The organism is Phaeobacter sp. QD34_24 (assembly GCF_028890115.1).
Taxonomy (GTDB): domain Bacteria; phylum Pseudomonadota; class Alphaproteobacteria; order Rhodobacterales; family Rhodobacteraceae; genus Phycobacter.
Genome location: NZ_JARCJD010000008.1, coordinates 87,549 through 109,996, shown reverse-complemented (window position 1 = coordinate 109,996; position 22,448 = coordinate 87,549). Strand labels below are relative to the sequence as shown.

Annotated in this window: 23 protein-coding genes; 7 read left to right on the top strand and 16 right to left on the bottom strand. The window is 64.6% G+C overall.

Annotated elements, in window-relative coordinates; all coding sequences use genetic code 11:
- Positions 1–39 precede the first annotated feature (39 nt).
- Genes PXK07_RS08590 through PXK07_RS08580 form a run of 3 tightly spaced genes read right to left on the bottom strand, consistent with a single transcriptional unit; the run spans position 40 to position 2,254 of the window.
- Positions 40–843: a substrate-binding domain-containing protein gene (locus tag PXK07_RS08590; protein WP_274847807.1), complete on the bottom strand. Its 804-nt coding sequence runs from the start codon at positions 841–843 to the stop codon at positions 40–42.
- A complete protein-coding gene (locus PXK07_RS08585; protein WP_274847806.1) occupies positions 840–1,550 on the bottom strand; it encodes an ATP-binding cassette domain-containing protein in 711 nt (236 codons plus the stop codon). The genes PXK07_RS08590 and PXK07_RS08585 overlap by 4 nt, the downstream gene beginning before the upstream one ends.
- On the bottom strand, positions 1,550–2,254 hold the full coding sequence (locus tag PXK07_RS08580; RefSeq protein WP_274847805.1) for an ABC transporter permease: 705 nt from the start codon (positions 2,252–2,254) through the stop codon (positions 1,550–1,552). The genes PXK07_RS08585 and PXK07_RS08580 overlap by 1 nt, the downstream gene beginning before the upstream one ends.
- A gap of 400 nt (positions 2,255–2,654) precedes the next feature.
- Between PXK07_RS08580 and nadA the strand changes: the two genes are divergently transcribed.
- Genes nadA through nadC form a run of 3 tightly spaced genes read left to right on the top strand, consistent with a single transcriptional unit; the run spans position 2,655 to position 6,151 of the window.
- Complete coding sequence (nadA, locus tag PXK07_RS08575; RefSeq protein ID WP_274847804.1) at positions 2,655–3,707, top strand: quinolinate synthase NadA; 1,053 nt, start codon at positions 2,655–2,657, stop codon at positions 3,705–3,707.
- A 3-nt stretch (positions 3,708–3,710) separates the two neighbouring features.
- Positions 3,711–5,300 carry an L-aspartate oxidase gene (locus PXK07_RS08570; protein ID WP_274847803.1) on the top strand — a complete coding sequence of 530 codons (1,590 nt, stop codon included), beginning with the start codon at positions 3,711–3,713 and terminating at the stop codon, positions 5,298–5,300.
- A complete protein-coding gene (nadC, locus tag PXK07_RS08565) occupies positions 5,297–6,151 on the top strand; it encodes a carboxylating nicotinate-nucleotide diphosphorylase (protein ID WP_274847802.1) in 855 nt (284 codons plus the stop codon). Before PXK07_RS08570 ends, nadC begins: the two co-directional genes overlap by 4 nt.
- 2 nt (positions 6,152–6,153) lie before the next feature.
- Here nadC and PXK07_RS08560 read toward each other — a convergent pair whose 3' ends face one another.
- The 8 genes from PXK07_RS08560 to PXK07_RS08525 form a co-directional block, all read right to left on the bottom strand.
- A complete protein-coding gene (locus tag PXK07_RS08560) occupies positions 6,154–8,148 on the bottom strand; it encodes a CocE/NonD family hydrolase (protein WP_446728360.1) in 1,995 nt (664 codons plus the stop codon).
- A 42-nt stretch (positions 8,149–8,190) separates the two neighbouring features.
- Positions 8,191–9,294: a CaiB/BaiF CoA transferase family protein gene (locus PXK07_RS08555; RefSeq protein WP_274847801.1), complete on the bottom strand. Its 1,104-nt coding sequence runs from the start codon at positions 9,292–9,294 to the stop codon at positions 8,191–8,193.
- An 88-nt stretch (positions 9,295–9,382) separates the two neighbouring features.
- Entirely contained in the window at positions 9,383–10,480 is a 1,098-nt protein-coding gene (locus PXK07_RS08550; RefSeq protein ID WP_274847800.1) for a TonB family protein, read from the bottom strand.
- A complete protein-coding gene (locus tag PXK07_RS08545; protein ID WP_446728361.1) occupies positions 10,477–10,866 on the bottom strand; it encodes an ExbD/TolR family protein in 390 nt (129 codons plus the stop codon). Before PXK07_RS08545 ends, PXK07_RS08550 begins: the two co-directional genes overlap by 4 nt.
- A complete protein-coding gene (locus PXK07_RS08540; RefSeq protein ID WP_274847798.1) occupies positions 10,866–11,249 on the bottom strand; it encodes an ExbD/TolR family protein in 384 nt (127 codons plus the stop codon). Before PXK07_RS08540 ends, PXK07_RS08545 begins: the two co-directional genes overlap by 1 nt.
- The gene (locus tag PXK07_RS08535) at positions 11,239–11,916 is read right to left on the bottom strand and encodes a MotA/TolQ/ExbB proton channel family protein (RefSeq protein WP_274847797.1); all 678 of its coding nucleotides are present in this window, start codon (positions 11,914–11,916) and stop codon (positions 11,239–11,241) included. The genes PXK07_RS08540 and PXK07_RS08535 overlap by 11 nt, the downstream gene beginning before the upstream one ends.
- A complete protein-coding gene (locus tag PXK07_RS08530) occupies positions 11,913–12,338 on the bottom strand; it encodes a hypothetical protein (protein WP_274847796.1) in 426 nt (141 codons plus the stop codon). Before PXK07_RS08530 ends, PXK07_RS08535 begins: the two co-directional genes overlap by 4 nt.
- A 26-nt stretch (positions 12,339–12,364) precedes the next feature.
- Positions 12,365–14,380, bottom strand: coding sequence for a TonB-dependent receptor domain-containing protein (locus tag PXK07_RS08525; protein ID WP_274847795.1), 2,016 nt, complete (start codon positions 14,378–14,380; stop codon positions 12,365–12,367).
- A gap of 278 nt (positions 14,381–14,658) precedes the next feature.
- Here PXK07_RS08525 and PXK07_RS08520 point away from each other — a divergent pair, with 278 nt between their 5' ends.
- Genes PXK07_RS08520 through PXK07_RS08505 form a run of 4 tightly spaced genes read left to right on the top strand, consistent with a single transcriptional unit; the run spans position 14,659 to position 18,480 of the window.
- Positions 14,659–15,717, top strand: coding sequence for a hemin-degrading factor (locus PXK07_RS08520; RefSeq protein WP_274847794.1), 1,059 nt, complete (start codon positions 14,659–14,661; stop codon positions 15,715–15,717).
- Positions 15,717–16,580 (top strand): heme/hemin ABC transporter substrate-binding protein, encoded by an 864-nt coding sequence (locus PXK07_RS08515; RefSeq protein ID WP_274847793.1) that lies wholly within the window; start codon positions 15,717–15,719, stop codon positions 16,578–16,580. The genes PXK07_RS08520 and PXK07_RS08515 overlap by 1 nt, the downstream gene beginning before the upstream one ends.
- Positions 16,577–17,680, top strand: a complete 1,104-nt coding sequence (locus tag PXK07_RS08510) for a FecCD family ABC transporter permease (protein ID WP_274847792.1) — start codon at positions 16,577–16,579, stop codon at positions 17,678–17,680. The genes PXK07_RS08515 and PXK07_RS08510 overlap by 4 nt, the downstream gene beginning before the upstream one ends.
- An 11-nt stretch (positions 17,681–17,691) precedes the next feature.
- Entirely contained in the window at positions 17,692–18,480 is a 789-nt protein-coding gene (locus tag PXK07_RS08505) for a heme ABC transporter ATP-binding protein (RefSeq protein ID WP_274847791.1), read from the top strand.
- Here the strand turns inward: PXK07_RS08505 and PXK07_RS08500 are convergent, their stop codons facing one another.
- From PXK07_RS08500 to PXK07_RS08480, 5 genes are read right to left on the bottom strand one after another with little or no spacing between them, the layout of a single operon-like run.
- The gene (locus tag PXK07_RS08500) at positions 18,481–20,049 is read right to left on the bottom strand and encodes a polyamine aminopropyltransferase (RefSeq protein WP_274847790.1); all 1,569 of its coding nucleotides are present in this window, start codon (positions 20,047–20,049) and stop codon (positions 18,481–18,483) included.
- Positions 20,046–20,270 (bottom strand): DUF350 domain-containing protein, encoded by a 225-nt coding sequence (locus tag PXK07_RS08495; RefSeq protein WP_274847789.1) that lies wholly within the window; start codon positions 20,268–20,270, stop codon positions 20,046–20,048. Before PXK07_RS08495 ends, PXK07_RS08500 begins: the two co-directional genes overlap by 4 nt.
- 12 nt (positions 20,271–20,282) lie before the next feature.
- Positions 20,283–20,444 (bottom strand): hypothetical protein, encoded by a 162-nt coding sequence (locus PXK07_RS08490; protein ID WP_192967357.1) that lies wholly within the window; start codon positions 20,442–20,444, stop codon positions 20,283–20,285.
- A 3-nt stretch (positions 20,445–20,447) separates the two neighbouring features.
- Positions 20,448–21,758: a DUF4178 domain-containing protein gene (locus PXK07_RS08485; RefSeq protein WP_274847788.1), complete on the bottom strand. Its 1,311-nt coding sequence runs from the start codon at positions 21,756–21,758 to the stop codon at positions 20,448–20,450.
- Positions 21,755–22,381 (bottom strand): DUF4178 domain-containing protein, encoded by a 627-nt coding sequence (locus PXK07_RS08480; protein WP_274847787.1) that lies wholly within the window; start codon positions 22,379–22,381, stop codon positions 21,755–21,757. The genes PXK07_RS08485 and PXK07_RS08480 overlap by 4 nt, the downstream gene beginning before the upstream one ends.
- Positions 22,382–22,448: the final 67 nt, after the last annotated feature.

The following is a 22,448-nucleotide window of genomic DNA, read 5'->3' as shown; positions in this document are numbered from 1 at the left end:
CACGGGCGGGAGCCACCCCGCCATGGACACCTTGCGCGTCTACTGCTTGGCGTTGAAGACAAACAGGGTTTCACCGTTGATCGTGTAACCGTTGATCAACCCCTTGGCCTTGTCCGACACCAGCCAGGCTTCCAGCTTCATCGCCAGGTCATTCTTGGCATGGGCATGTTTCTCCGGGTTCACCGGCAGATAGGCATATTGGTTGAACAGCACCGGATCGCCCGAGAACAAGAGCGCCAGATCGCCCTTGTTGCCAAAGTTCAGCCAGCTGGCGCGATCGGCCATGATATAGGCTTCCATCCCCGAGGCGGTGTTAAGCGCCGCGCCCATGCCCGCGCCAACCGCGCGGTACCAGCTGCCAAAGCCCTCGGCATCCAGCCCCGCGGCCTTCCAGAGGCTCAACTCCTTCTTGTGGGTGCCGCTGTCATCGCCGCGACTGACAAACAGCGCCTCGGCACTGGCAACCTTTTGAAGGGCATCGACGGCGGATTTTGCGCCCGCAACACCGGCACCATCCGATTTCGGCCCGATAAAGACGAAATCGTTATACATGATCTCGCGGCGATGGGTGCCATTGCCCCCGGCCAGGAATTTCTCTTCGGCCTTTTTCGAGTGTACCAGGATCGCATCCACATCGCCCGCCTCGCCCAGACGGATCGCCTGACCGGTGCCGACGACCAGAAGCTGCACATCCAGATCCAGGTCCTTCTTGATCTCGGGCAGCAGGATCTCGGCCAGACCCGAGTTGTGGAACGAGGTGGTCACAGCCATCTTCATCTCCTCGGCAATCGAGGCCGTGGCCAGAACGGCGGCGGCAACAGCGCCAAACAACACATGTTTCATTCTACAATATCTCCTCTCAAGAAAGCGGCCCCTTGCGGGGTCTGTGGTCCGGCAAAAAAATCTGCCGCCGGGGAAAACTCGTGAATGCGGCCACCGATGACGAGGATCACCTCATCCGCCAGCCGCTGCGCTTGACCCATGTTGTGGGTCGACATGATCAGGCGGGTCCCGCCCCGGGCCGCCTCGGTCAGGATCTCTTCGATTTCCCGCGTTGCGCGCCCATCCAGCGAGGCGCAGGGTTCATCCAGGAACAACACGTCCGGCTCGCGGATCAGGGCGCGGGCCAGGGCCAGCTTCTGCCGCTCACCACCGGACAAGAGCACCGCCTGCCGCTCCAGCGCGTCGCCCAGATCGATCCGCCGCGCCCAGTCCGCCGCACGGGCGCGGGCCTCCTTGCGGGGCACCCCGATCAGACGCAGGGGATAGGCGATATTCTCCACCACCGAGCGGCGCATCATCACCGGCATCTGAAAGACGAAGGCTTGGCGCTTCTCCGCCTCTTCGCGCGGGCAGGCCCAGTTCAACCGTCCTTCATTCAGCCGCACGACCCCGTGCAGCATCTTGAGCAGCGAGGTCTTGCCAGCCCCATTCGGCCCGACCACGATGGTGGTGCCCTGCCCTTCAAGCTTCAGATCCACGGGGCCGACCAGCACCTTGCCGCGACGGCGCACCATGCCCTGCTCGACGGTCAGCGGAAACATCTGCATCACCAGCGCCCCCCGCGTTCGGTATGGCCGATCCAATGGATCGCCAGGTTCACCGCAATGGCCATGCCGATCAGCACGAAACCAAGGCCCAGCGCCATGGCGAATTCGCCCTTGCCGGTCTCCAGCGCGATGGCCGTGGTCAGAACCCGCGTTGCGTGATCGATATTGCCACCCACCACCATGATGGCGCCGACCTCGCCAATGGCACGGCCAAATCCCGCCAGCGCCGCGGTCAAGAGCGCCCGACGCCCATCCCACAGAAGCGCCCGGATACGCTGCCCTTGCGTGGTGTTCATCGAGATCAAGAGATCGTGGTAGTCGCTCCACAGCTCCCGCAGCGATTGATGCGCGATCGAGGCCACCAGCGGCACGATGATGATCACCTGGGCAATCACCATGGCACTGGGGGTGAACAACAGCCCCAGAACCCCGAACGGCCCGGCCCGCGACAGGAAAACATAAACGATCAGCCCGACCACCACCGGCGGCAGCCCCATCAGCGCGTTCAGCACGGCAATGGTGGCGCGGCGCATGCGAAAGCGTCTGACGGCCAGAAGCGCAGCCAGCGGCAAGGCAATCGCAGAGGCTATGGCAAGCGCGGTCAAAGTGACCCTGAGAGAGCGCAGGGTGATTTCCACCAGATCGGGATCCAGCATCACCACCAGCCAGAACGCCTGGCTCAGCCCTCCCCAAAGATCAGACATGACGCGTGAATTTCCCCCTGATGGCTTGGGGTTACAGGCGTTGCTCCCCCTAGCTGCGTCAATTTCAAAACACAAGCGCGTGAGGCAAAACAGAAAAAAATGCAGCGGACCTTCAAAAAGGACAAATTGTCCACCATATAATGGACAGCCCCTCTGGCGGCGGTCATAAAGGCGCCGCCCCCGGCACCTCCTGCGCCGGGTGACATGAATGACGGAAAGCCACCCAACCAGACCACAGCTGCGGGGCCGGGTAACCGCTGCCGAGCTGCAGCAGCGCCAAAACAGCGCAGACCCTGTGGTCAGCCCTCACCCTTACTTGCACGTGCCAAGTGAACGTGAAAGAAGGCCCACCCAAAGTGCCCGCCACAGGACTCGGCGGACGCGTTTTCGAGGAAATGCCATGTTCGATCTGCAAACCATGCGCGATCAACTCGCCGATATCTATGATCTGGCGCCCAATCCCGACCTGGCGCAGGAAATGTCAGAGACCTACGCCCGCATGGATCGCGTGGTGAACCCGGTCGACTGGGCTCGTTATGCGCCCTACGTGGCCGCGATCAACGCCCTGAAGAAAGAGCGCGGCGCGGTCATCCTGGCCCACAACTACATGACGCCGGAAATCTACCACGGTGTCTCCGATGTGGTCGGGGACAGCCTGCAGCTGGCGATCGAAGCCGCGCGGGTCGAGGCGGATGTGATCGTGCAATGCGGCGTGCACTTCATGGCCGAAACCTCCAAGATCCTTTCGCCTGCGAAAACCGTCCTGATGCCGGATATGGCAGCGGGCTGCTCGCTGGCCGAAAGCATCACCGCCACAGGTGTCGAAGAGATGCGCCGCAAATACCCCGGCGCGCCGGTCGTCACCTACGTGAACACCACCGCCGAGGTGAAGGCCGCCTCCGACATCTGCTGCACCTCCTCCAATGCTGCGCAGATCGTCGCCGCGATGGAGAGCGACACGGTGATCATGACGCCGGACAAATACCTGGCGCAGAACGTGGCCAATCAGGTGCCGCAGAAGAACATCGTCTGGTGGGATGGCGCCTGCATCGTGCACGAGCAATATACCGCCAAGGATCTGCGCGATTTCCGCGAATGGAACCCCGGCACCCGGCTGATCGCACACCCCGAATGCCCCCCCGACGTGGTAGCCGAGGCCGATTTCTCCGGCTCCACCAGCGGCATCCTCAAATATGTGACCGACGAAAAGCCCGAAAAGGCGATGCTGATTACCGAGTGTTCGATGGCCTCGAACATCGCGGATGCCCTGCCCGAGGTGGAGTTTGTCGGCCCCTGCAACATGTGCCCCTACATGAAGATGATCACGCTGGAGAAGATCCTCTGGTCGCTGCACACCATGTCCACCCCGGTCGAAGTGGATCCGAAAGTGGCCGACAAGGCGCGTCTTGCGGTGCAGCGGATGATCGATCTCAGCCAGAAACTGGGTATCTGACCAGTGGCAGCGGCCCGTACAGCGCCTGTCGAGACCGGCCGCATCGTCATCGTCGGCGCCGGGCTTGGCGCGCTCTATGCCGCCCTTGAGCTGGCACCGCGCCCGGTCCTGATGATCTCTCCGGAAACTCTGGGCCTGGGGGCAAGTTCCGCCTGGGCGCAGGGCGGCGTCGCCGCCGCCATGGACCAGAGCGACAGCCCCGAGGCCCATGCCGCCGACACCCAGGCGGCGGGCGCAGGCACGGTCGACCCCGACGTGGCCGCCATGGTCACCCGCGTCGCGCGCGATCATATCCTCGACCTCACCGACCTTGGCACGCCCTTTGACCGCGACGAGATGGGCAACTACGTGATGAGCCGCGAGGCCGCCCATTCCGCCGCCCGCGTGGTGCGGGTAAAGGGCGACCGGGCCGGGGCGCAGATCATGGAAACCCTGGTGGCCGCCGCCCGCGCCGCCCCTTCGGTGCAGGTGCTGGAGAACACCCAGGCCGTCAGGCTGGAAGTTCAAGATGGCACCGTCACCGGCGTCTGGATCGCCCGCGCCGATGCGCCTTCGGACCCTGTGCTGATCAGCTGTCCCGGCGTATTGCTGGCCGGGGGCGGCTCGGGCGGGCTTTATGCTCATACCACCAACCCGCCCCGTATCCGGGGGCAGGTCATCGGCCTTGCCGCCCGCGCGGGCGTGCGCATCGCCGACCCCGAATTCGTGCAGTTCCACCCCACCGCCTTTGACATCGGCGAAGACCCTGCCCCCCTGGCGACCGAGGCGCTGCGCGGCGATGGCGCGACCCTGTGGAATAACAAGGGTGAACGCTTCATGCTGGCGGTCCACCCGGATGCCGAGCTGGCCCCGCGTGACATCGTTGCCCGCGCGATCTTTGCCGAGACCCAAGCCGGGCGCCGCCCGGTGCTGGACACCCGGCAAGCGCTGGGGTCCAAGGTGCTGACCCGCTTTCCCACCGTCGCCGAGACCTGCGCCCGCGCCGGGATCGACCCGGTGCATGAGCCGATCCCCGTGGCCGTCGCTGCCCATTACCATATGGGCGGGGTGGACACCGACATGCAGGGGCGCGCCAGCCTTGGCCGTCTCTGGGTCTGCGGCGAGGCCTCTTCCACCGGGCTGCATGGTGCCAACCGGCTTGCCTCCAACGGGCTTTTGGAAGCGCTGGTCTATGCCCGCACCGCCGCTGCCGACATGAAGGATCTGACCCAGGAGGGCGATCTGTCGGACGTTCAGATCAGCTTCGCCCCGGATCGGCACGAAACCAACGCGACCGCCGTGCAGGTCCTGCGCGACACCATGACCGCCCATGTGGGAGTCCGCCGCACCGAACAGGGCCTGGAAACGGCGCTCGCCACCATCGCGCGGCTGGAAGCCGAGAACGCGCAGGATGAAGCCTTCGTCAACATGTGCGCCACCGCCACCCTGATCGCCGCCGCCGCCCTGATGCGCCGCGAAAGCCGGGGCGGGCATTACCGCGATGACTTCCCCGAGGCCGAGCCGGCCCAGGCCCACCGCACCCATATCACCCTGACCGAGGCCCTCTCCCTGCGCGACCGGATCGCGGGCGAGGCCACAAAGGAGTCCGCATGAGCACCGCCTTTGCCACCCTGCCCGACCTGATCCTGGAGCCCATGGTACGCGCCGCCCTGCACGAGGATCTGGGCCAGAACGGCGATATCACCACCCGCGCGGTGATCCCGGCCGATGTGACCTACTCTGCCCGGCTGAATGCCCGGCAAGAGGGCATTGTCTCAGGTATGCAGATCGCCCGTATCGCCTTTCACCTGGTGGATGCCGGTCTGAAGGTGGAAACGCTCTTGCCCGATGGCAGCGCCTGCAAGCCCGGCGACACGCTGATGACCATCGAAGGCTCTGCCGCCTCGATCCTGTCGGGCGAGCGGGTGGCGCTGAATTTCGCAGGCCGTCTGACCGGGATCGCAACACTGACCCATTGTTTCGTGCGCGAAACAGCTGGAACCGACACCCGCATCACCTGCACCCGCAAGACCACGCCAGGCCTGCGCATCGCCGAAAAACAGGCGGTGCTGCACGGGGGCGGCTTCAACCACCGCTTTGGCCTGTCGGATGCGATCCTGATCAAGGACAACCATATCGCCGCGGCTGGCGGCATCACCGCCGTGCTGCAGGCCGCAAAGGCCAGCGTCAGCCACATGATGAAGGTGGAGATCGAGGTCGACACGCTGGCCCAGCTGGATGAGGTGCTGCAGACCGGCGGCGCGGATGTGGTGCTTCTGGACAACATGGACACGCCGACGCTGGCAGAGGCCGTCAAGATGGCGCGCGGCCATCTGGTGACCGAAGCCTCCGGCAACATGAAGCTTGACCGCATTGCCGAGGTCGCCGCCACCGGAGTCGACTATATCTCCTCAGGCGCGCTGACCCATTCGGCGCCGACGCTGGATCTGGGCCTCGACTTCTGAGCCTAAAGGCAGCCGCGCGGCACGGTTTCGCTCCATTCCCTGACCAGAACCGGCTCTGAGGCGCCGCCCTCATAGGCGTGAATGCGGCGCCAGAGGTAGAAGTTCTGCGTATCGCAGGTCATGCGGTTTTCGGTATCGATCGCCACCTGCCAGTCGCCGCGCTCAAAGGTGAACCGCCAGTCGGATTTGAAGGTGGCCGTGGCCGGGTCATCCGGATGGATCGCGTAGTGCATCGTGACATGGCTGCCCACCTGCAAACCGTTATGCGGGTTCACCGCCTCGCCGTAATCGTCAAAGGTATCCAGCACCAGCGTGCCGTCCGCGAGCGTTTTCGTCTCCGACGTACCAGAGGGGCTTCGCAGCTCGGTGCCGCCCAGCGTCGGATAGGGCTGCGCGGGACCGGGCGCGTGGGGCGGGATTTCTTCGGTCACGCTCCGCTCGGGCAGGATCAGGGCGCAGCCTGCAAGATCCAGCGTGATCTCTGCCGCCTCGGGCGCGGGCCAGACGATGGGCCAGTAGGAGGTCGAAAGCGCCAGCCGCAGCACATGCCCCTCCCGCAGCGCATGAGCGCATTCACCCAAAGGGAATTCCACCTCGTAGCGCTGACCGGGCACCAGCTTCTCTGGCGCGTCATGGCCGTTCAGATGCGTCAGGTTGAAGGCGCGATAGCTGATCCGCTGCGAGCTGCCATCCGGCGTCACGTCGCAAAGCCGCCCGACGATCTGCGCCACCGGGCGATCCACGGTAAAGGCGATGCGAACGCGGGGGCGGCCAAGGATCTGCAACTCACCGTCCAGCGGCGCGGTGTCGAAACAGGCCGACAGCGCATCATCCCCCGCCTGATCGCCGGGCAGTTCGTTGTCGATCCGCATGCCCGGGCAGAAATACCCACCCGCCTGACCGACGGTTGCCGGGCTGGCGACTGTGCAAGTCCCGGCACCCGCAGTATCTGTCAGGCTGCCTGTCGAAAGATGAAGCACCCGCTCGGTCACATTGGGCGAGGGCCAGTGCTGTTCCGCCACCCAGCGCCCTTGCCGGGGCTTGTTCTCCTTGGTGGGGCCGAAATGTTCCTGCATATAGGTGCGGTAATCGGGCAGGGCTCCGGCGCCGGTGTCCTCGCCCTTTAGCCAGTGATCGAACCAGCGCAGCACCTCGCCATGGAAATCCGCCGGATCCAGCTTCGAGATATGCGGATAGCGATGCTCCCAAGGCCCCATCAGCGCCTTGGTGGGCGCGGTGAGGTTCGCGGCCAGCATTGCAGGCGTGTTGAGGTAGGCATCGGCCCAGCCGGTGATCGCCAGCACCGGCGCCGTGATCGCAGACCAGTCCTCGCAGACCGACCCGTGTTTCCAGAAGTCATCGCGGGACTGATGGCGCAGCCAGTCCGCAGACATGAAGGGCAGCTTTTCGATCCGCTCCAGCCAGGCCGCGCGCCAATCGGGGCGCAAGTCAGGGTCCAGCGGTCGCGTCATATAGGCGAACATCTGGCTGCCCCAATTGGCATTGTCGCTAAGCAGACATCCCCCCATGTAGTGGATGTCATCGGCATAGCGGTCGGCGGTTGAGGCGACCGAGACCACGGCCTGCAATTCGGGTGGGCGACGGTAGGCCAGTTGCAAGCCGTTGAAGCCACCCCAGGAAATACCGATCATGCCGACCTTGCCGTTGCTCCAGGGCTGCGCGGCGATCCAGGCCAGCACCGCCTCGCCATCGCTCAACTCCTGTTCGGAGTATTCATCGTCAAACAGCCCCTCGCTGTCGCCACTGCCTGCGATATCGACACGGATGCAGGCGTATCCCTTGGCGGCAAAGACGGTGTGAGTGGTCTCGTCCCGCGGCGCGGTGCCGTCGCGCTTGCGATAGGGCAGGTATTCCAGGATCGAAGGAAAGGGCGCCTCGCCCATGGGCAGCCAGATGCGCGCGGCCAGGCGGCGCCCGTCGGGCATCGGGATCCAGGTGTTTTCAATCAGGGTATAGGGGGGGCGCATCATGGTCATCCAATGTCAAATTCCATGGTGCCACCCTGCCCCCGTGCCTCGCTATTTGGCAAGCTTTGGCGCGGATTTATCGAGCGCCAGTTCCGCATCGGAAAACTTCCAGGGGCCGCGCACGCCCGGCACGCCTTCGGGCGCAATCTGCATGCCGCGATGGCGGATCTGCGGATCGTCAAAGGCCTGACCGATGGTGTTGATCGGCCCGGCGGGGACCGTCGCGGCCTCAAGTGCGGCCAGAAGATCGGCCTGCGTCCAGTGCAAGAGCGCCGCCTCCAGAAGCGCGGTCAGATCCCTGCGGTTGGCGACGCGCGTCTGGTTGGTCAGGAACCGCGGATCCACCTTGAGATCGGGCATCTGCAGGACGCCACACAGGCGCTGGAACTGGCCGTCATTGCCAACGGCCAGGATGATATGGCCATCCTGCACCGCCATCACCTGATAGGGCGCGATATTGGGATGATCGTTGCCAAGCCGCGTTGGGCTGGTGCCGGTGGCGAGATAATTCATCGCCTGATTGGCCAGCATCGCCGTGGCGCAATCCAAGAGCGACATATCCAGATGCTGCCCCCTGCCCGTGGTGTGGCGCTGCTCCACCGCCGCAAGGATACCGATAGTGCCGTATAGCCCGGTCACGATATCGGTGATGGCGACGCCCACCTTCTGCGGCTGGCCGTCGGGATCGCCGGTGATCGACATCAGTCCCGACATGCCTTGAAGCAGGAAGTCATAGCCCGCGCGACTGGCATAGGGGCCATCCTGCCCAAAGCCCGTGACCGAGCAATAGATCAGCCGCGGGTTCACCTCTTTCAGGCTGTCGTAATCCAGCCCGTATTTCTTCAGGCCACCCACCTTGAAGTTCTCGATCAGGATGTCGGCGTCCCTGATCAGATCGAGGACGATCTGGCGCCCTTCCTCGGTGCGGAAATCCGCCGTCACGCAGTCCTTGCCGCGATTGGCAGCGTAATAATAGGCCGCCGTCTTGTCGCCCTCGCGCTCGATGAAGGGAGGCCCCCAATGGCGGGTGTCATCGCCCGCCTCGGCTTCGACCTTGACCACCTCGGCGCCCAGGTCCGCAAGCGACTGGCCAATCCAGGGACCGGCCAAAATACGGGCGAGTTCAACCACTTTGAGGCCTGAAAGCGGGGTCATGGCGGCTCCTGTTCTTGATGCTGTGCCGCCTATGTAGCCCAGCCCCCGAGTGGCGGCAATCTTTGATCAAATCGCGTTCAGCCGCGCCTCACTTACCCTTGATCCGCACGGTAAAGCTGGTGCGGGCTCCGGGGGGCGGCGGTGGAAACGGCGCGGCCCGGCGCACCTGTGCCACCGCGATCTGATCCAGCTTGCCCGATCCGGAGCTGCGCGCAAGGCCAACAGCGGCCAGGCCGCCGTTCGGCGCGATGCGGAAGGACACCGTGGCCACCCCGCGCACCGTCGCACGCCGCTTGGCCCGCTCGATCCGCCGCAGGACCAGGCCGGGATAGTTGCTGGCGGCAGCATTGCCCTGCACCTTGGCCGTGCCACCGCCGCTGCGGGACTGGCCACTAGGTTGTTTCGCCGTGGCCTGGGCCACCCCCCGTGTTGCGTTCACATCGCTATTGCCGCGCGGTTTCGCGGGTGGCTCCTGCCGCTTTGTGACCCGTTCCACCGGCTGCACGGGGTCCGGTTTCGGCTGCGCCTTGATCGGTTCAGGCGGGCGGCTTGGGCGCGTGACAGGCTTGAGAGAAACCGTGACCTCAGGCGCTTGCGGTACCGGCTCCTGCACGGCCTGTTGCGGTGGCGGCGTCATGGCCGTCTGCACCGGCAGCGGTGTCGTGGTCTCGGCCACGGGGGCTGCCGCATCCGGGGTAACCGGCTCTGGCGGCGGGACGGCGGCTGTCTCTGTCACCGAAGTCGCGGGCGGCGCCACAGCGGTCTCTGACGGCGGCGGGGTCTCGGTCGGCTGGGCCCGTGGCGGCGCAATCTCGATCCCGGGCGTCAGGGCAGCGGTCACCACAGGGGTCGGTGCAGCCTCTTCCACCGGCGGCATCTGCATGGCCGGGATCACCGGCGTGACCGCCTGTGGCGGGGGCGGCGCCTCTGCGGTCTCTACCGGCTCGGCGATCTCGGGCGTCTGTTCGGGTTCCTGGGGCTGTTCCGTCAGCTCTTCCGCAGGCTCGGGAGTTTCCACCCCCACGGCGAGATTGGCGAAGGAGCCCCCGACAGCGGCCAGTTCCGTCTCGCCCCCGGCCTGCTTTATCTTGGGCGTATTGGTCAGCGCCACGCCGCCTGCGTGGACCATGGCGGCCAGGGCCAAAGCGACCAGAGCGACCAGGCGGGACTGCGGCACCCGGCTCATTTCAACGCCCTTTCCGAGACAAGGATCACACGCTCCGCCCCGGCAGCGCGCAGGGCATTGCCGATCTTGACCAGTTCTTTTGCGGGGAGCGCGCGATCCGGCACCACCCGCAGCGCGGCGCGTTGCTCTTCACTCAGGCCCGCGACATAGGCTTCCGCATCCAGCACCGCTTCACCGCGATAGGCAAGAGCGCCATCGGCATGGATCACCAATGTATCCGGGGGGGCGCTGCCCTCCAGGTCGGCGGTGTTGATCAGCTTCACCTCCCGGTCCATCGGCGGCGCCAGGGTGCCTGCGATCATGAAGAAGACCAGCATCAGGAAGACGATGTTGATCAGCGCGATCGTCGGCTCGCGCTCGCTTTGGATATGCCGCATGATCCGCATCAGCCCAGCACCACCGTTTGCAAGCCCTCGACCTGGCGCAGCACCATCAGAAGATCGACCAGACGCTGCGCATTGGCGCTTTCGTCAGGGCTGATCAGGACCAGGTGACCGCCACCATCCTGCGGCTGCAGACGCACCAGATCGGCGATACGGTCCAGATCGGCGGGCTGCCCATTCAGGGTGACGCGATCGGCACCCAGGGTCACGAAGAGCTTTTGCCGCTCCTGAACCTTGGTGCCCTGACCGGCGGCCATCAGCTCGACCTCTCCGTATTTGGAGAAGGTCGAGGTCAGCATGAAAAACAGCAAGAGCAGGAAGATCACGTCGATGAGCGAGGTCATCGACAGCCGCCTGCGGGCCTGGCCCTGCAGCTTAACCGCCATGGGGCGCCCCGACGGAATGCAACCTGAGAGCTGCGGCTGACCGTTCGGTCGGACAGAACAGGGTGCGCAGGGCCCGGTTGGCAAAGACACGTTCGCGCTGCATCCGCGCCGAAAGCCAGCTCAGCACCAGCGATGTGGGCATCGCCACCGCAAGCCCGGCCGCCGTGGTCAGAAGCGCCACCCAGATCCCACCGGCCAGAAGCGCCGGATCGACGGAAGATCCCGCCGATTGCAACTTCTGGAAGGCTTCGATCATGCCGATCACGGTGCCGAACAGCCCCATCAGGGGCGCCAGCTGCGACACCATATCCAAGGCACCCAGACCGCGCTCGAGCCGGGCAAAGCTCTCTTCTGCCTCCGCATCGGCGCGATCCGACAGGGCGGCCTCCCCGTCCTGTGCCATATCCCTGGACAGGGCCAGGCGCAGGACCGGCACCAGATAGGAGCGGCTGCTTTCGAGATGGCGCAGGGCGCCGTCGCGATCCCCCTGGTCCCAGGCCGTCACGGCTGCGGACAGATGCGCATGCCGCCCCACCCGCGCCGCCCGGTACTGCCAGATCTTGTAGAGCACCAAGGCCGCGGTCAGGATCGACACCACCAGCAGCAGCAACACCACCGGACCGCCCAGGTCCAAAATGCGATTGATCGCCTCCTGAACCCAGATCATCCGATCAGCTCCTGATCGGTGCGGCTGGTCAGGGTCAGGGCGCGGCTGCACGCCCCTTCGGGGAGACCACCACCCTCGCAGGTGGTGGCCCCGTTGATCAAGACCCGGCTGATCCCCGTGCAGGCATAGGGGAACTGGAACTGGCGAACCCGCATCCGCCCGGCGGGCAGATCCTGAAAGTCCAGCAGCGTCAGCCGGGCGACCTGTCCGTTTTCATCGAAGAGCACGGTTTCGAACACCGCCTTGGCGATGTCCTGCGCGTGACTATTCTGGGCCACGAAGGACAGCAGACAGGCCTCGCCGACCTGCTCTGCCGTGCTCAGCTCGATCGACAGGGCAGGATCATCGGCCTGAGCTGCGCCTGCCAGCCCCGCCAGCAGCACCGCTGCCGGGGCCACCCATTTCATGTTCACGCGTTGCATGTGGTACCTCTTCGATTGCAGTTGGATCAGAAGGTCTTGGCCAGGGTCAGCTTGACGTTGCGACCCGGGGATTTACGAGTTGCCAGTGCGGCGGTGTAGGATTTGTCAAAGGCGTTCTCGACGCCCAGACGCACCTCTGCACCGCTCAGGGCGCCGGTCTGCACGCGGTAGGTCGCACGCAGGTTGCTGATTCCGTAGCCGTTGATCTTTGCGCCGGTGCTGTCGGTAAAGGACTTGCTGCCGACCAGCTCCCAGCTCAGATCCCAGGCTTCGCCAATCCGCTTGCCCAGGGTCAGACGTGCACTGTCAGCCGGAGCGTTGCTCCAGACGGTGCTGACACCGGCGGTCGAAATCCCGGTGTAATCGCCGACCGACGCGTTGAAGTCGGCGTAAAAGCCGCTCTCCATGCTGTATGTCGCTTCGATCTCCACACCTTCGCTCTCCACTCCGCTGAACCCCGAATAGGAGGTGACATCCCAGAGCTTGGTCTTGAACAGGTTCACCTTGGTCTGCAGGGCATCGCCATCCAGGAACAACCCGGTCGTGGTATAGGAAGCGCCAAGCTCGTAGGTATGAGAGCGTTCCGGCTGCGTCATGAAGGTGGGATTGCCCATGTCATCGATGATCGGCAGGTTCTCCGTATAGGCACCGCTACCAAAGACCGCCCAGCCATTGTCGAAGGCATAGCGCGCCGACACACCGCCCATCAGAGCCGAATTGTCATAGGCGACGGATTTGTCGTGCGCCTCGATGTCCTGGGTCTCGTAGCGCAGGGCCGGCGTCACGGTCCAATGATCGCCGATGCTGATGTCATCCACCGCAAAGAGGGCGATGCGGTCATCGGTGCCACCGGGGGCCGAGGGCGCATCCAGGCGTTCCCTGCGAATGAACTCGATCCCCACACGCAGATCATGGGTCGCCATGCCGGTTGCAAAATACATGCTGTTCTTGGCAGTGAGCTTGGTGATCTCATAGTCCTGATCCGCGTCCGCCAACCCGATGACGATGGGCCCGGAGGGGGTGCCCTCCAACGGGCTTGAGCCCGACACATAGTCCGATTCCATGTGCTGGGTGGACCGGGTCAGGTTCACATCCAGATCGATCAGGTCGTTGCCGACCGGATTCCAGCGATAGCGCAGACCCGCGATCTCGTTGGTGACCTTGCGGTCCACATTGCCGAAGGAGCCTCCGGTGGTGCCGAAGGTATCGTAGGGAACGTCCTTCTCGTCGGTTTCCGAGTAGTTGTAGGAGGCGGTGATGGAATGCTCCATACTGTCGCCAAAGCGGTATCTCACCTTGCCGAGATATGACGGCATCCGGCTTTCGGTATTGGCGACCACCTGACCGTCGCCGTCCTTGTAGGGGTCCACGTCCCGCAGGGTGTAGTTCAACAGAACGTCCAGGTTCTTGGTCGGCTGCCAGGCCAGGATCGACGAGGTCACGAAACCTTCGGCATTGGAGCTGGCGCCGACGGTCTGGCGGAACCGCAACCCGACCTCACCGCCCGTGAAATCCGCGGCATCCTTGGTCTCCATCTTGACCACACCGCCGATGATGCCGGACCCGAACTCAAAGCTGCCGATGGTGCCACGAATGACCGAGACCTGCCGGTAGAGTTCAGGGTCGGTGAACAGCTGCGTGCCGATGCGATAGAGCTCTTCCGATCCGGTAGTGGCGCCGTCGATGACGATGGCCACCTTCTGGTCGGTGCCATAGCTGCTGGTCGCGCCAAAACCGCGGATATTCAGGCCCGAGCCTTGCGGACGACTGCCGTTCACCAGGGTCACCCCCGGCACCGAATCGATCAGCTCGGCCACCGAGCCGGCCTGCCGGTCGTCCAGCTCCTCCTGGGTGATCACGGTCTCGGGCGTTGCCGTTTCGGTCTGCACCTCGCGCTTGCCCTGACCCAGTTCAACGGTGCCCAGGAACCCCTCTCCCTGGGTGTCCAGCGGCAGCTCTTGCGCCTGCAGGCCCGTACCAATTGTCATCCCGAGAACCGAAACGGTCCCCAGAAGCCGCATGCCAATAGGGTATTTCCCCATCACTTTTCCCTTCGCATCTTTCTTGCGTTCGAACCGAAGGCTTGCGGCGGGGCTGGCACGGAGTTCGCATATTCATATGAGTATTTGCTATCGCGGAAGCCAAATTTCCACTTGAGCCTGATAGTAAAGCTGATAAAAACAGTCAACAAAATTCAGCACAGCTGATCCGTTGACCGCCAGCTTCGCTGTCTCGCTCGAATTGCCGAGCCGCACAGCCACATGCCAGCCCTCTCCAGTCGCCAAAAACAGCCAATTGGCCGTCTTCGAAAGGGCTCGAAATGACCACCCAGACTTCCCCCTCCGCAGCGGAGATCCGCAGCGCGCGCGCCGAAAATGCGCAGATGCGTGACCGCGACTTTGCCGCCAAGCTGAACATCACCGAAGCCCAGCTGGTCGCCGCCTACTGCGGCGCGGGCGTGACGCAGATCTCCGCGCGCCCCGATGACGTCTTCCCGCGGCTGGAGGCCTTGGGCGAGGTCATGGCGCTGACCCGCAACGAATCCTGCGTGATCGAAAAGGTCGGCACCTACAGCCACTACCGCAGCGGTGAGCGCACCAGCCTGGTGCTGACGCCAGAGATCGACCTGCGCCTGTTCCTGCAGCATTTCGCCTATGCCTTCGCGGTCGAGCGCGAGGGCAAGAAGGGGCTGGCCCGCTCGATCCAGTTCTTCGATGCCGCGGGCGATGCCGTCCACAAGGTGCACCTGCGCGAGGCCTCCAACCTGGAAGCCTGGGAAACGCTGGTTGCGGATCTGGCCCTGGCCGAGCAATCCGACACGCTGGACGTCGCTCCCCGCACCGCTGCGGAAGGCGCCAGGGAGAACCCCGAAAAGGTCGACATCCTGCGCCGCGAATGGGCCGAGATGACCGACACCCACCAGTTCCAGCGCCTGTGTTCCAAGCTGAAGATGAACCGCCTTGGCGCCTACCGCATCGTCGGTGAGCCGATGGCCCGCAAGCTGTCGCCGGACACGGTCAACCCGATGCTGGAGGCGGTGCGCGATCAGGGCATCGAGGTGATGCTCTTCGTTGGCAACCGTGGCTGCATCCAGATTCACGGCGGCCCGATCAAGACCCTGCGCGAAATGGGGCCCTGGCAAAACATCCTGGATCCCGGCTTCGACCTGCACCTGCGGCTTGATCACGTGGCCGAGGTCTGGGCCGTCAACAAGCCCACCAAGCGCGGCGATGCGATTTCATTCGAGGCCTTCGACGCAGAAGGCACCATCCTGTTCCAGGTCTTCGGGCGTCGCACCGACGATAGCGACAGTCGCCCCGCGTGGAATGCCATCGTTGCCGCCCTGCCCTCGCTGACGACAGAGCTGGAGACCGCGTGATGAAGGCCCTCTCCCATCTCACCAAGGGTATTGCCCTGGCCCTGTTCACGGGCACCCTGGCGGCGGCCGCCCCGGCCGAGCGGATTGTCAGCATTGGCGGATCGGTGACCGAAGTCGTCTATGCGCTTGGCGAAGAACACCGGCTGGTGGCCCGTGACACCACCTCCAGTTACCCGGCAGAGGCGCAGGCGCTGCCAAACGTGGGCTATGCCCGCGCCCTGTCCCCCGAAGGGGTCCTGTCGGTGGCGCCGGATCTGATCGTCGCGACCTCGGGTTCCGGTCCGCTCGAGACCATCGAGGTGCTGAAGAAGGCCGATGTCGCCTATACCGAAGTGCCTGAGATCTACACCGCCGATGGCGTGATCACCAAGATCGAGACCGTCGCCACCGCCCTTGGTGTCGAAGCAAAGGCGGCCGAGCTGATCGCCGAGATCAAGCCCAGCCTCGAGGCCGCTCAGGCCCGGGCCAGGGAGCAGGCGGGCGATGCGCCGGTCAGGGTGCTGTTCATCCTGTCGACGCAAGGTGGGCGCATCATGGCAAGCGGACGCGGAACGGCGGCGGATGGTATCATCCGCATGGCCGGCGGCATCAATGCGGTCGACAGTTTCGAGGGCTATAAGCCGATGACCGATGAGGCCGTCTCGGCCACCGCGCCGGACGTCATTCTGGCAATGGACCGGGGCGGCGATCACGGCATCGCACTGGAGCAGCTGGCCAGCCTGCCCGCGCTGATCCCAACCCCGGCGGCGCAGAACGGGCGCCTGGTGCGCATGGATGGGCTGTCGCTGCTGGGCTTTGGTCCACGCACGGCCAAGACGGTCGAAACCCTGTCCAAGGCCTTCTACGAGGGGCACGCGGAATGAGCCTGGCCGCCGACACTCCTCAGGGGGCCGGAGATCAGGCTCGGGGCGGCTCCACCGGGGCGCCGGTGGACCGCCGACACCAGGCCCGGCGCCTGACGGTGGTGCTGGCGGCGCTGCTCGTGGTGACCTCGGTGACATCGCTGACCTTCGGGGCGGCGGGCACCTCTGTCTGGTCGGCGCTTGGAGATCTCCTGGCCGGGCGCGAGCTGTCGCAGCTGGACCGGATCATCCTGTTTGACATCCGCCTGCCGCGCCTGTGCCTGGGCATCCTTGTCGGGGCCGCACTGGCGGTCTCGGGCGCGGTGATGCAGGGGCTGTTCCGCAACCCCCTGGCCGACCCCGGCATTGTCGGCGTCAGCGCCGGTGCGGGGCTTGCCGCCATTACCGCCATCGTTCTGGGCAGCCTCCTGCCCGTTGCCTGGCGCGACACGCTTGGCACTGGCCTGGTGCCGGTTGCCGCCTTCTTTGGCGGCTGGGGATCGACCTTGATCCTCTATCGCACCGCCACGCGCGGCGGGCAGACCTCGGTTGCGACAATGCTGCTGGCCGGCATCGCCCTGGGTGCCCTGGCCGGAGCGCTGTCGGGCATCCTTGTCTACATGGCCGACGACAACCAGCTGCGTGATCTTACCTTCTGGGGCATGGGATCGCTGGCGGGGGCCACCTGGACCAAGGTGCTGGCCGCCCTGCCGGTGATCGCGCTGGCGCTGTGCGCCGCGCCGTTCCTGGCGCGCGGCCTCAATGGGCTGGCCCTGGGAGAGGCCGCCGCCGGTCACATCGGCATCCCGGTGCAGCGGATGAAGAACATCGCCATCATGGCCGTGGCCGGAGCCACCGGCGCCGCCGTTGCCGTATCGGGCGGCATCGGTTTCATCGGCATCGTGGTGCCGCATCTGCTGCGCCTTGCCACCGGGCCGGATCACCATCCGCTGCTGCCCAATGCGGCGCTTCTGGGGGCCACGCTGCTGCTTGCCGCCGACATGATCGCGCGGGTCATCATCGCCCCCGCAGAGCTGCCGATCGGCATCGTCACCGCAGTCCTGGGCGCGCCGGTCTTCCTGTGGATCCTGCTGAAGCGCCGCGCAGGCCTGGGACTTTGAACGGAAAACACATGCAAGCCTTTGACATCACAGTTGATCTGGGAAAGCGCCCCATCCTGCACGGGGTGGATTTCAGCGCCGATGCGGGTCGCGTCACCGCCATCGTCGGGCCCAACGGATCGGGCAAGACAACGCTTCTGCGGGCCATGACCGGAGAAATCCCCCATTCGGGCCGGGTGCTGCTGAATGGTCTCGATACCGCCACGCTGCAACCCTGGGAGCTGGCGGCCCTGCGTGCGGTGCAACCGCAAAGCACCACCATCGCCTTTCCCTTTACCGTGCTGGAAATCGTGCGGCTTGGCCTCAGCGCGGGCCTTTCCGCCGCAAGCACCGACCTGCCGCTGAACGCCCTGGATGCCGTGGACCTGCATGGGTTTGCCGGGCGCTACTACCAGGATCTGTCGGGCGGAGAGCAGCAGCGGGTGCAGCTCGCCCGTGTCCTCACCCAGGTCTGGGAGCCGGTGGTGGATGGCACCCCGCGCTGGCTGATCCTGGATGAGCCGGTCGCCAGCCTCGATATAGGCCACCAGTTCACGGTGATGGATCTGGCGCGACGCTATGCGGCGGCGGGCGGCGGCGTGGTGGCGGTGATGCATGATCTCAATCTCACCGCCATGTTCGCCGACCAGGTGGTGCTGATGCAATCGGGCCGTGTCGCAGCACAAGGCTCCCCGGCAGAGGTGCTGACAGACCGCACCCTGGCCGAGGTCTATGGCTGCCCGGTGCCGGTCAACACCACGCCCCCCGGCGATATGCCCTTCCTGCTGCCGCAGGCGCGGCAGGTGCCGGTGCCCGCCTGATCACTCGAACCAGCGCGACCAGCCATCCAGGTAATAGCCCACCAGCGCATGGGACTGGATCGAGTTCTCCTCAACCGCGACCGGCTCGGTATCACCGCCAAAGACCTGCGCTGCCTGCCAGACCTGCTGATCCAGAAAGCGCAGGTCCTGCGGTAGGTCACGCAGACTTTGCGCTGTCAGGACCTGCGGCGCCGCCATGACAAACCCCCAGTCGCCAAAGCTGGGCACATAGGCGTGATAGGGGCGCACATGCAGCCCCGCCCCCTGTACAGGAGCAAGCGGATTACGGGTTGCCTCAAGCGTGGCGGCGATGGACCAGAAGGCCTCTCGCGCGAACAGCGGCGATCCGGCTTGCGTCACCATCAGCCCTTGCGCGCTCAGCCGCTCCACCAGCGCGCCGTAGAACTGGCGCGAATAGAGTTTCGACAGCGCCAGGTTCTTGGGATCGGGCAGGTCGATGAGGATCACATCAAAGACCTGATCGCTGCTGTCGGCGAACTGCCAGGCATCCATGTTGTGGATGGTCACGCGCGGGTCCGACAGGGCGTGATCATTCAGCGCCGACAGATCCGGGTGATCGCGGAACAGCGCTGTGACACGCGGGTCGAGGTCCACCAGCGTCACATGCGCGACCTCCTGCCATTTCAGCACCTCGCGCGCGGCCATGCCATCGCCGCCGCCCAGGATCAGCACATCGCGGCGGCGCGGCGCCAGGGCCATGGCCGGATGCACCAGGCTTTCGTGATAGCGATGCTCGTCCAGGCTGTCGAACTGGATGGAATAGTCGAGAAACAGCCGCGTGCGGTCGCGGTAGCGGGTGACGGTGATCTGCTGATAGGGCGTCGCCTCGCTAAGGATGATGTCGTCCTCAAAGAGGTTCGCCTCGGCGACCGAGACAAGCCGTTCCGCCTGCACCAGCCCTGCCAGCGTCAGAAAAAGCGCCGCCGCCCAGATCACAACGGCCGTGCGACTGGCCACCGCGCGAAACACCCAGAGCGACAGCCCCGCGACCAGCAGGTTCAAGGCTCCAAAGGTGAGGCTTGCGGGCATCAGCCCCAGATGCGGCACAATGAGCAGCGGAAAGGCGACCGAGGCCGCCAGCGCGCCGACGTAATCGACGCTGAGCACATTCTCGAACCGGAACTCGGGCGCGCCGATCTCCTTCAGGGCGCGGGCAATCAACGGGATCTCCATCCCCGACAGCACCCCGATCAGGATCAACAACCCATAAAGCGGCAGCATCACGGCGCCGCTCCAGGCGTAGAGGTAGAAGACCAGAGGCGCCATGAAACCGCCCGCCACCCCCAGAAGGATCTGCGCCCAGATGAAGCCCTCCATGGCGCGGGTCACATAGCGTGACAGCCAGGCACCCAGCCCCATCGAAGACAGGAACACCCCGATCACCAGCGAGAACTGCCGCACGCTGTCGCCCAGAAGGTAGCTCGACAATGTGGCGGCGATCAGCTCGTAGATCAGCCCCGAGACAGCCACCAGAAAGGTCGCCGCCAAGAGCCAGGTCTCGCGCAGGTTGGTTCGGGGTTCCCCGGCCTCGGGGACGGCCCCGGTCATGACAGGATGACGGCGGCGATGATGATGGCGATGGAGACGAACAACAGGCCGATCAGCACGGCCAGCGCCATGTTCTGATCCTCCTCGATCTCCTTCACGATGGAAAAGGGCGTCATCACATCCAGCACCTTCCAGACCACCCACATCAGCGCCACGCCGACAAAGGTGTAAAAGACGGTGCTGATCAGTTCAGCCAATTGAATTGCAGCAAAGTACTCCATGGGATCCTCTTGTTATTTCACATGTCCATTCAGGCCGCGCCCGGCGCCCACCACCCTGACCGATCGGTCAAGATCCGTGCTTTCGCTGCCGTATCCCATGTAGGCGACATAGGAGGTTCCGGCGACGGCAAGCCCGGCCAGCAGCAGGAAAACAAGTCGGAACGGGGTTATCATCACTCAGTCCTCATCGATCCAGTCGCTGCCGCTCCAGCGGCGTTTTTCGTGCCAGTATTTCCGGAACAGCGGATAGCCCCCGATCAGGCCAAAGACCACCGCCAGTACAACCATCCAGCGCCCGCTCGAGAGATCGTTGCGGATATTCATCTTCAATTGCCGGAACACAGGTCCGGCGGGCGTGTTGTTCTTGGGATAGACTGGCTGCCAATGGCCGCCTTCCTCCAGTGAAAGCGCGAGCGTGTATTCGCCCTCGACTTCGGGTCGGAAGCTCAGACTGGCACGGTTGTTCCCCTCGGTCCAACGACCGTCTGCATCCTTGCCAAAGTAGTATTCCACCGTGCGCCCCGCCTCGAACAGCGGCTCGCCTTCAGGGTCCTCCAGTTCCAGCGCGAAATAGGCCCAGCTGTTGCGGGTGTCTCCTTCGAGGTAGATCCGCGTCAGCCGCCCCGGTGTCTCGATGGTAAAGGGGATTTCCACGGGCAATTGCCCGTACGAGATCAGCTTGTCCGACAGCACCCTCTCACCGGGGCGCGCTGCCAGAATGCCGCCGATCAGGAGGCACAGAACCGCAAAGGCAATGCCCGCCATGGTCAAAAAGTTGTGGTTCGGCCCCTCCCGGAAAGGCTGCAGGGCGTGCACGCCGCGTGGCATGAGGCCGGTTGCAACTCCGAAGGCGTCCTCGGCCTCTTCCGGGGTGAGATAGGTCATGCGGTAGGTCTCGCGCTCGGTTCCGGTCTGGGAAAACCCCATCCCCGCACCATCGGAGATGGCGGTCACCTCGGTGGTGCGCTCGTCCTTTTGCGGCGCCCAGGTGAATTCGCCCTCGGCATAGGTGATCGTACTGGTGGAGGTCTCGTAGTAGCGGAACCGCTCCCCGCCGATACTGACCTCAGGCTGATACTCCGAGGTGTCCACCTGCCGCTCCGACATCCAGCCGCCACCGCCGCGATGGCGACGGGAAAAGACCAGGTGACCATCTTCAATCGTCAGCCAGGCATAGCCGTGGGTCGGGGAATAGAGCTGATGATCGAGCCAGGTGTAGGCCACCCCTTGCCAAAACTCCCGGTGCTGCAGGAGACCGATGACGGTGAACTCCACGCCATATAGCCGCCCTGTGGTGCCAATGGGAAAGGGAGTCTTGGGCCGCTCCACATCGTTGAAGCGGCGCAGGGCGCGGTAGCTGTCGAGCGCGTCCAGCTCGGTGCCGCAATAGGGGCAGATATGGACGGTGACGCGTCCGCCGCCCAGAACATCCAGCCCCGCGCCGCAGGCGGTGCAATCGACGGATTTCAGACCGGGATTGAGGCTCATTGCGCGGCCCTGCCCGCAGTTTCGACCCGGATATCAAAGGGATCGACCCAGACACCACTGTACCAGTCGCGAAAGTCGCCCTGGAACTCACCGGACAACAGCCGCCCGTGACGATCCTGAAGGTTCACGAAGCTGTAGCGCTCCCCGACGCTGAGCGGATGATCGAAACTGCCACGCAGGGCCACGCAGGTCGCCTCGTCCATTTCGATCACGGTGAAGTCTTCATGATCGTATTCGATCTGCCGCCCCAGATGCAGCGTTCCGTCGTAACGGGGCCAGTCCGCCCGCGTCAGTTCCTGTTGGATCACCACGTCGCCTTCATCGACCGAGATCCAGCGCAGGGGGCCGTCTTCGCGGCGGCAAAAGAACTCGTCCCAGGTGCCGCGCCCGTAGGAAAACCGCGCATGGCCCAGAACCGCGAATCTCCAATTGTCGATCCGTAGCCAATCGCCAAGGCCAAAGAGCATCGGCACGTCATGCATCACGCCTGCTTCGCCAGCGAGCCTTGCACCCTCGTCCTCAAGAAACAGGCTGGTGCCGCAGGAGGGGCAGCTCAGCATCTTGATCGACTTGATCGCAGGGCTGATGCCGCTGCCGCAATTGGGACAGTTGAAATCGCTCATGGCCCCAAGTTCCCCAATGGGGCGAGCGGATCAAGGGGGAATTTCCCCAATAGCGTTTATTCTGAAC

Coding starts and splice junctions, on each gene's coding strand:
- PXK07_RS08590 (WP_274847807.1), bottom strand. CDS start 843: ATGAAACATGTGTTGTTTGGCGCTGTTGCCGCCGCCGTTCTGGCCACG.
- PXK07_RS08585 (WP_274847806.1), bottom strand. CDS start 1,550: ATGCAGATGTTTCCGCTGACCGTCGAGCAGGGCATGGTGCGCCGTCGC.
- PXK07_RS08580 (WP_274847805.1), bottom strand. CDS start 2,254: ATGTCTGATCTTTGGGGAGGGCTGAGCCAGGCGTTCTGGCTGGTGGTG.
- nadA (WP_274847804.1), top strand. CDS start 2,655: ATGTTCGATCTGCAAACCATGCGCGATCAACTCGCCGATATCTATGAT.
- nadC (WP_274847802.1), top strand. CDS start 5,297: ATGAGCACCGCCTTTGCCACCCTGCCCGACCTGATCCTGGAGCCCATG.
- PXK07_RS08560 (WP_446728360.1), bottom strand. CDS start 8,148: ATGACCATGATGCGCCCCCCCTATACCCTGATTGAAAACACCTGGATC.
- PXK07_RS08555 (WP_274847801.1), bottom strand. CDS start 9,294: ATGACCCCGCTTTCAGGCCTCAAAGTGGTTGAACTCGCCCGTATTTTG.
- PXK07_RS08550 (WP_274847800.1), bottom strand. CDS start 10,480: ATGAGCCGGGTGCCGCAGTCCCGCCTGGTCGCTCTGGTCGCTTTGGCC.
- PXK07_RS08545 (WP_446728361.1), bottom strand. CDS start 10,866: ATGCGGATCATGCGGCATATCCAAAGCGAGCGCGAGCCGACGATCGCG.
- PXK07_RS08540 (WP_274847798.1), bottom strand. CDS start 11,249: ATGGCGGTTAAGCTGCAGGGCCAGGCCCGCAGGCGGCTGTCGATGACC.
- PXK07_RS08535 (WP_274847797.1), bottom strand. CDS start 11,916: ATGATCTGGGTTCAGGAGGCGATCAATCGCATTTTGGACCTGGGCGGT.
- PXK07_RS08530 (WP_274847796.1), bottom strand. CDS start 12,338: ATGCAACGCGTGAACATGAAATGGGTGGCCCCGGCAGCGGTGCTGCTG.
- PXK07_RS08525 (WP_274847795.1), bottom strand. CDS start 14,380: ATGGGGAAATACCCTATTGGCATGCGGCTTCTGGGGACCGTTTCGGTT.
- PXK07_RS08520 (WP_274847794.1), top strand. CDS start 14,659: ATGACCACCCAGACTTCCCCCTCCGCAGCGGAGATCCGCAGCGCGCGC.
- PXK07_RS08515 (WP_274847793.1), top strand. CDS start 15,717: ATGAAGGCCCTCTCCCATCTCACCAAGGGTATTGCCCTGGCCCTGTTC.
- PXK07_RS08510 (WP_274847792.1), top strand. CDS start 16,577: ATGAGCCTGGCCGCCGACACTCCTCAGGGGGCCGGAGATCAGGCTCGG.
- PXK07_RS08505 (WP_274847791.1), top strand. CDS start 17,692: ATGCAAGCCTTTGACATCACAGTTGATCTGGGAAAGCGCCCCATCCTG.
- PXK07_RS08500 (WP_274847790.1), bottom strand. CDS start 20,049: ATGACCGGGGCCGTCCCCGAGGCCGGGGAACCCCGAACCAACCTGCGC.
- PXK07_RS08495 (WP_274847789.1), bottom strand. CDS start 20,270: ATGGAGTACTTTGCTGCAATTCAATTGGCTGAACTGATCAGCACCGTC.
- PXK07_RS08490 (WP_192967357.1), bottom strand. CDS start 20,444: ATGATAACCCCGTTCCGACTTGTTTTCCTGCTGCTGGCCGGGCTTGCC.
- PXK07_RS08485 (WP_274847788.1), bottom strand. CDS start 21,758: ATGAGCCTCAATCCCGGTCTGAAATCCGTCGATTGCACCGCCTGCGGC.
- PXK07_RS08480 (WP_274847787.1), bottom strand. CDS start 22,381: ATGAGCGATTTCAACTGTCCCAATTGCGGCAGCGGCATCAGCCCTGCG.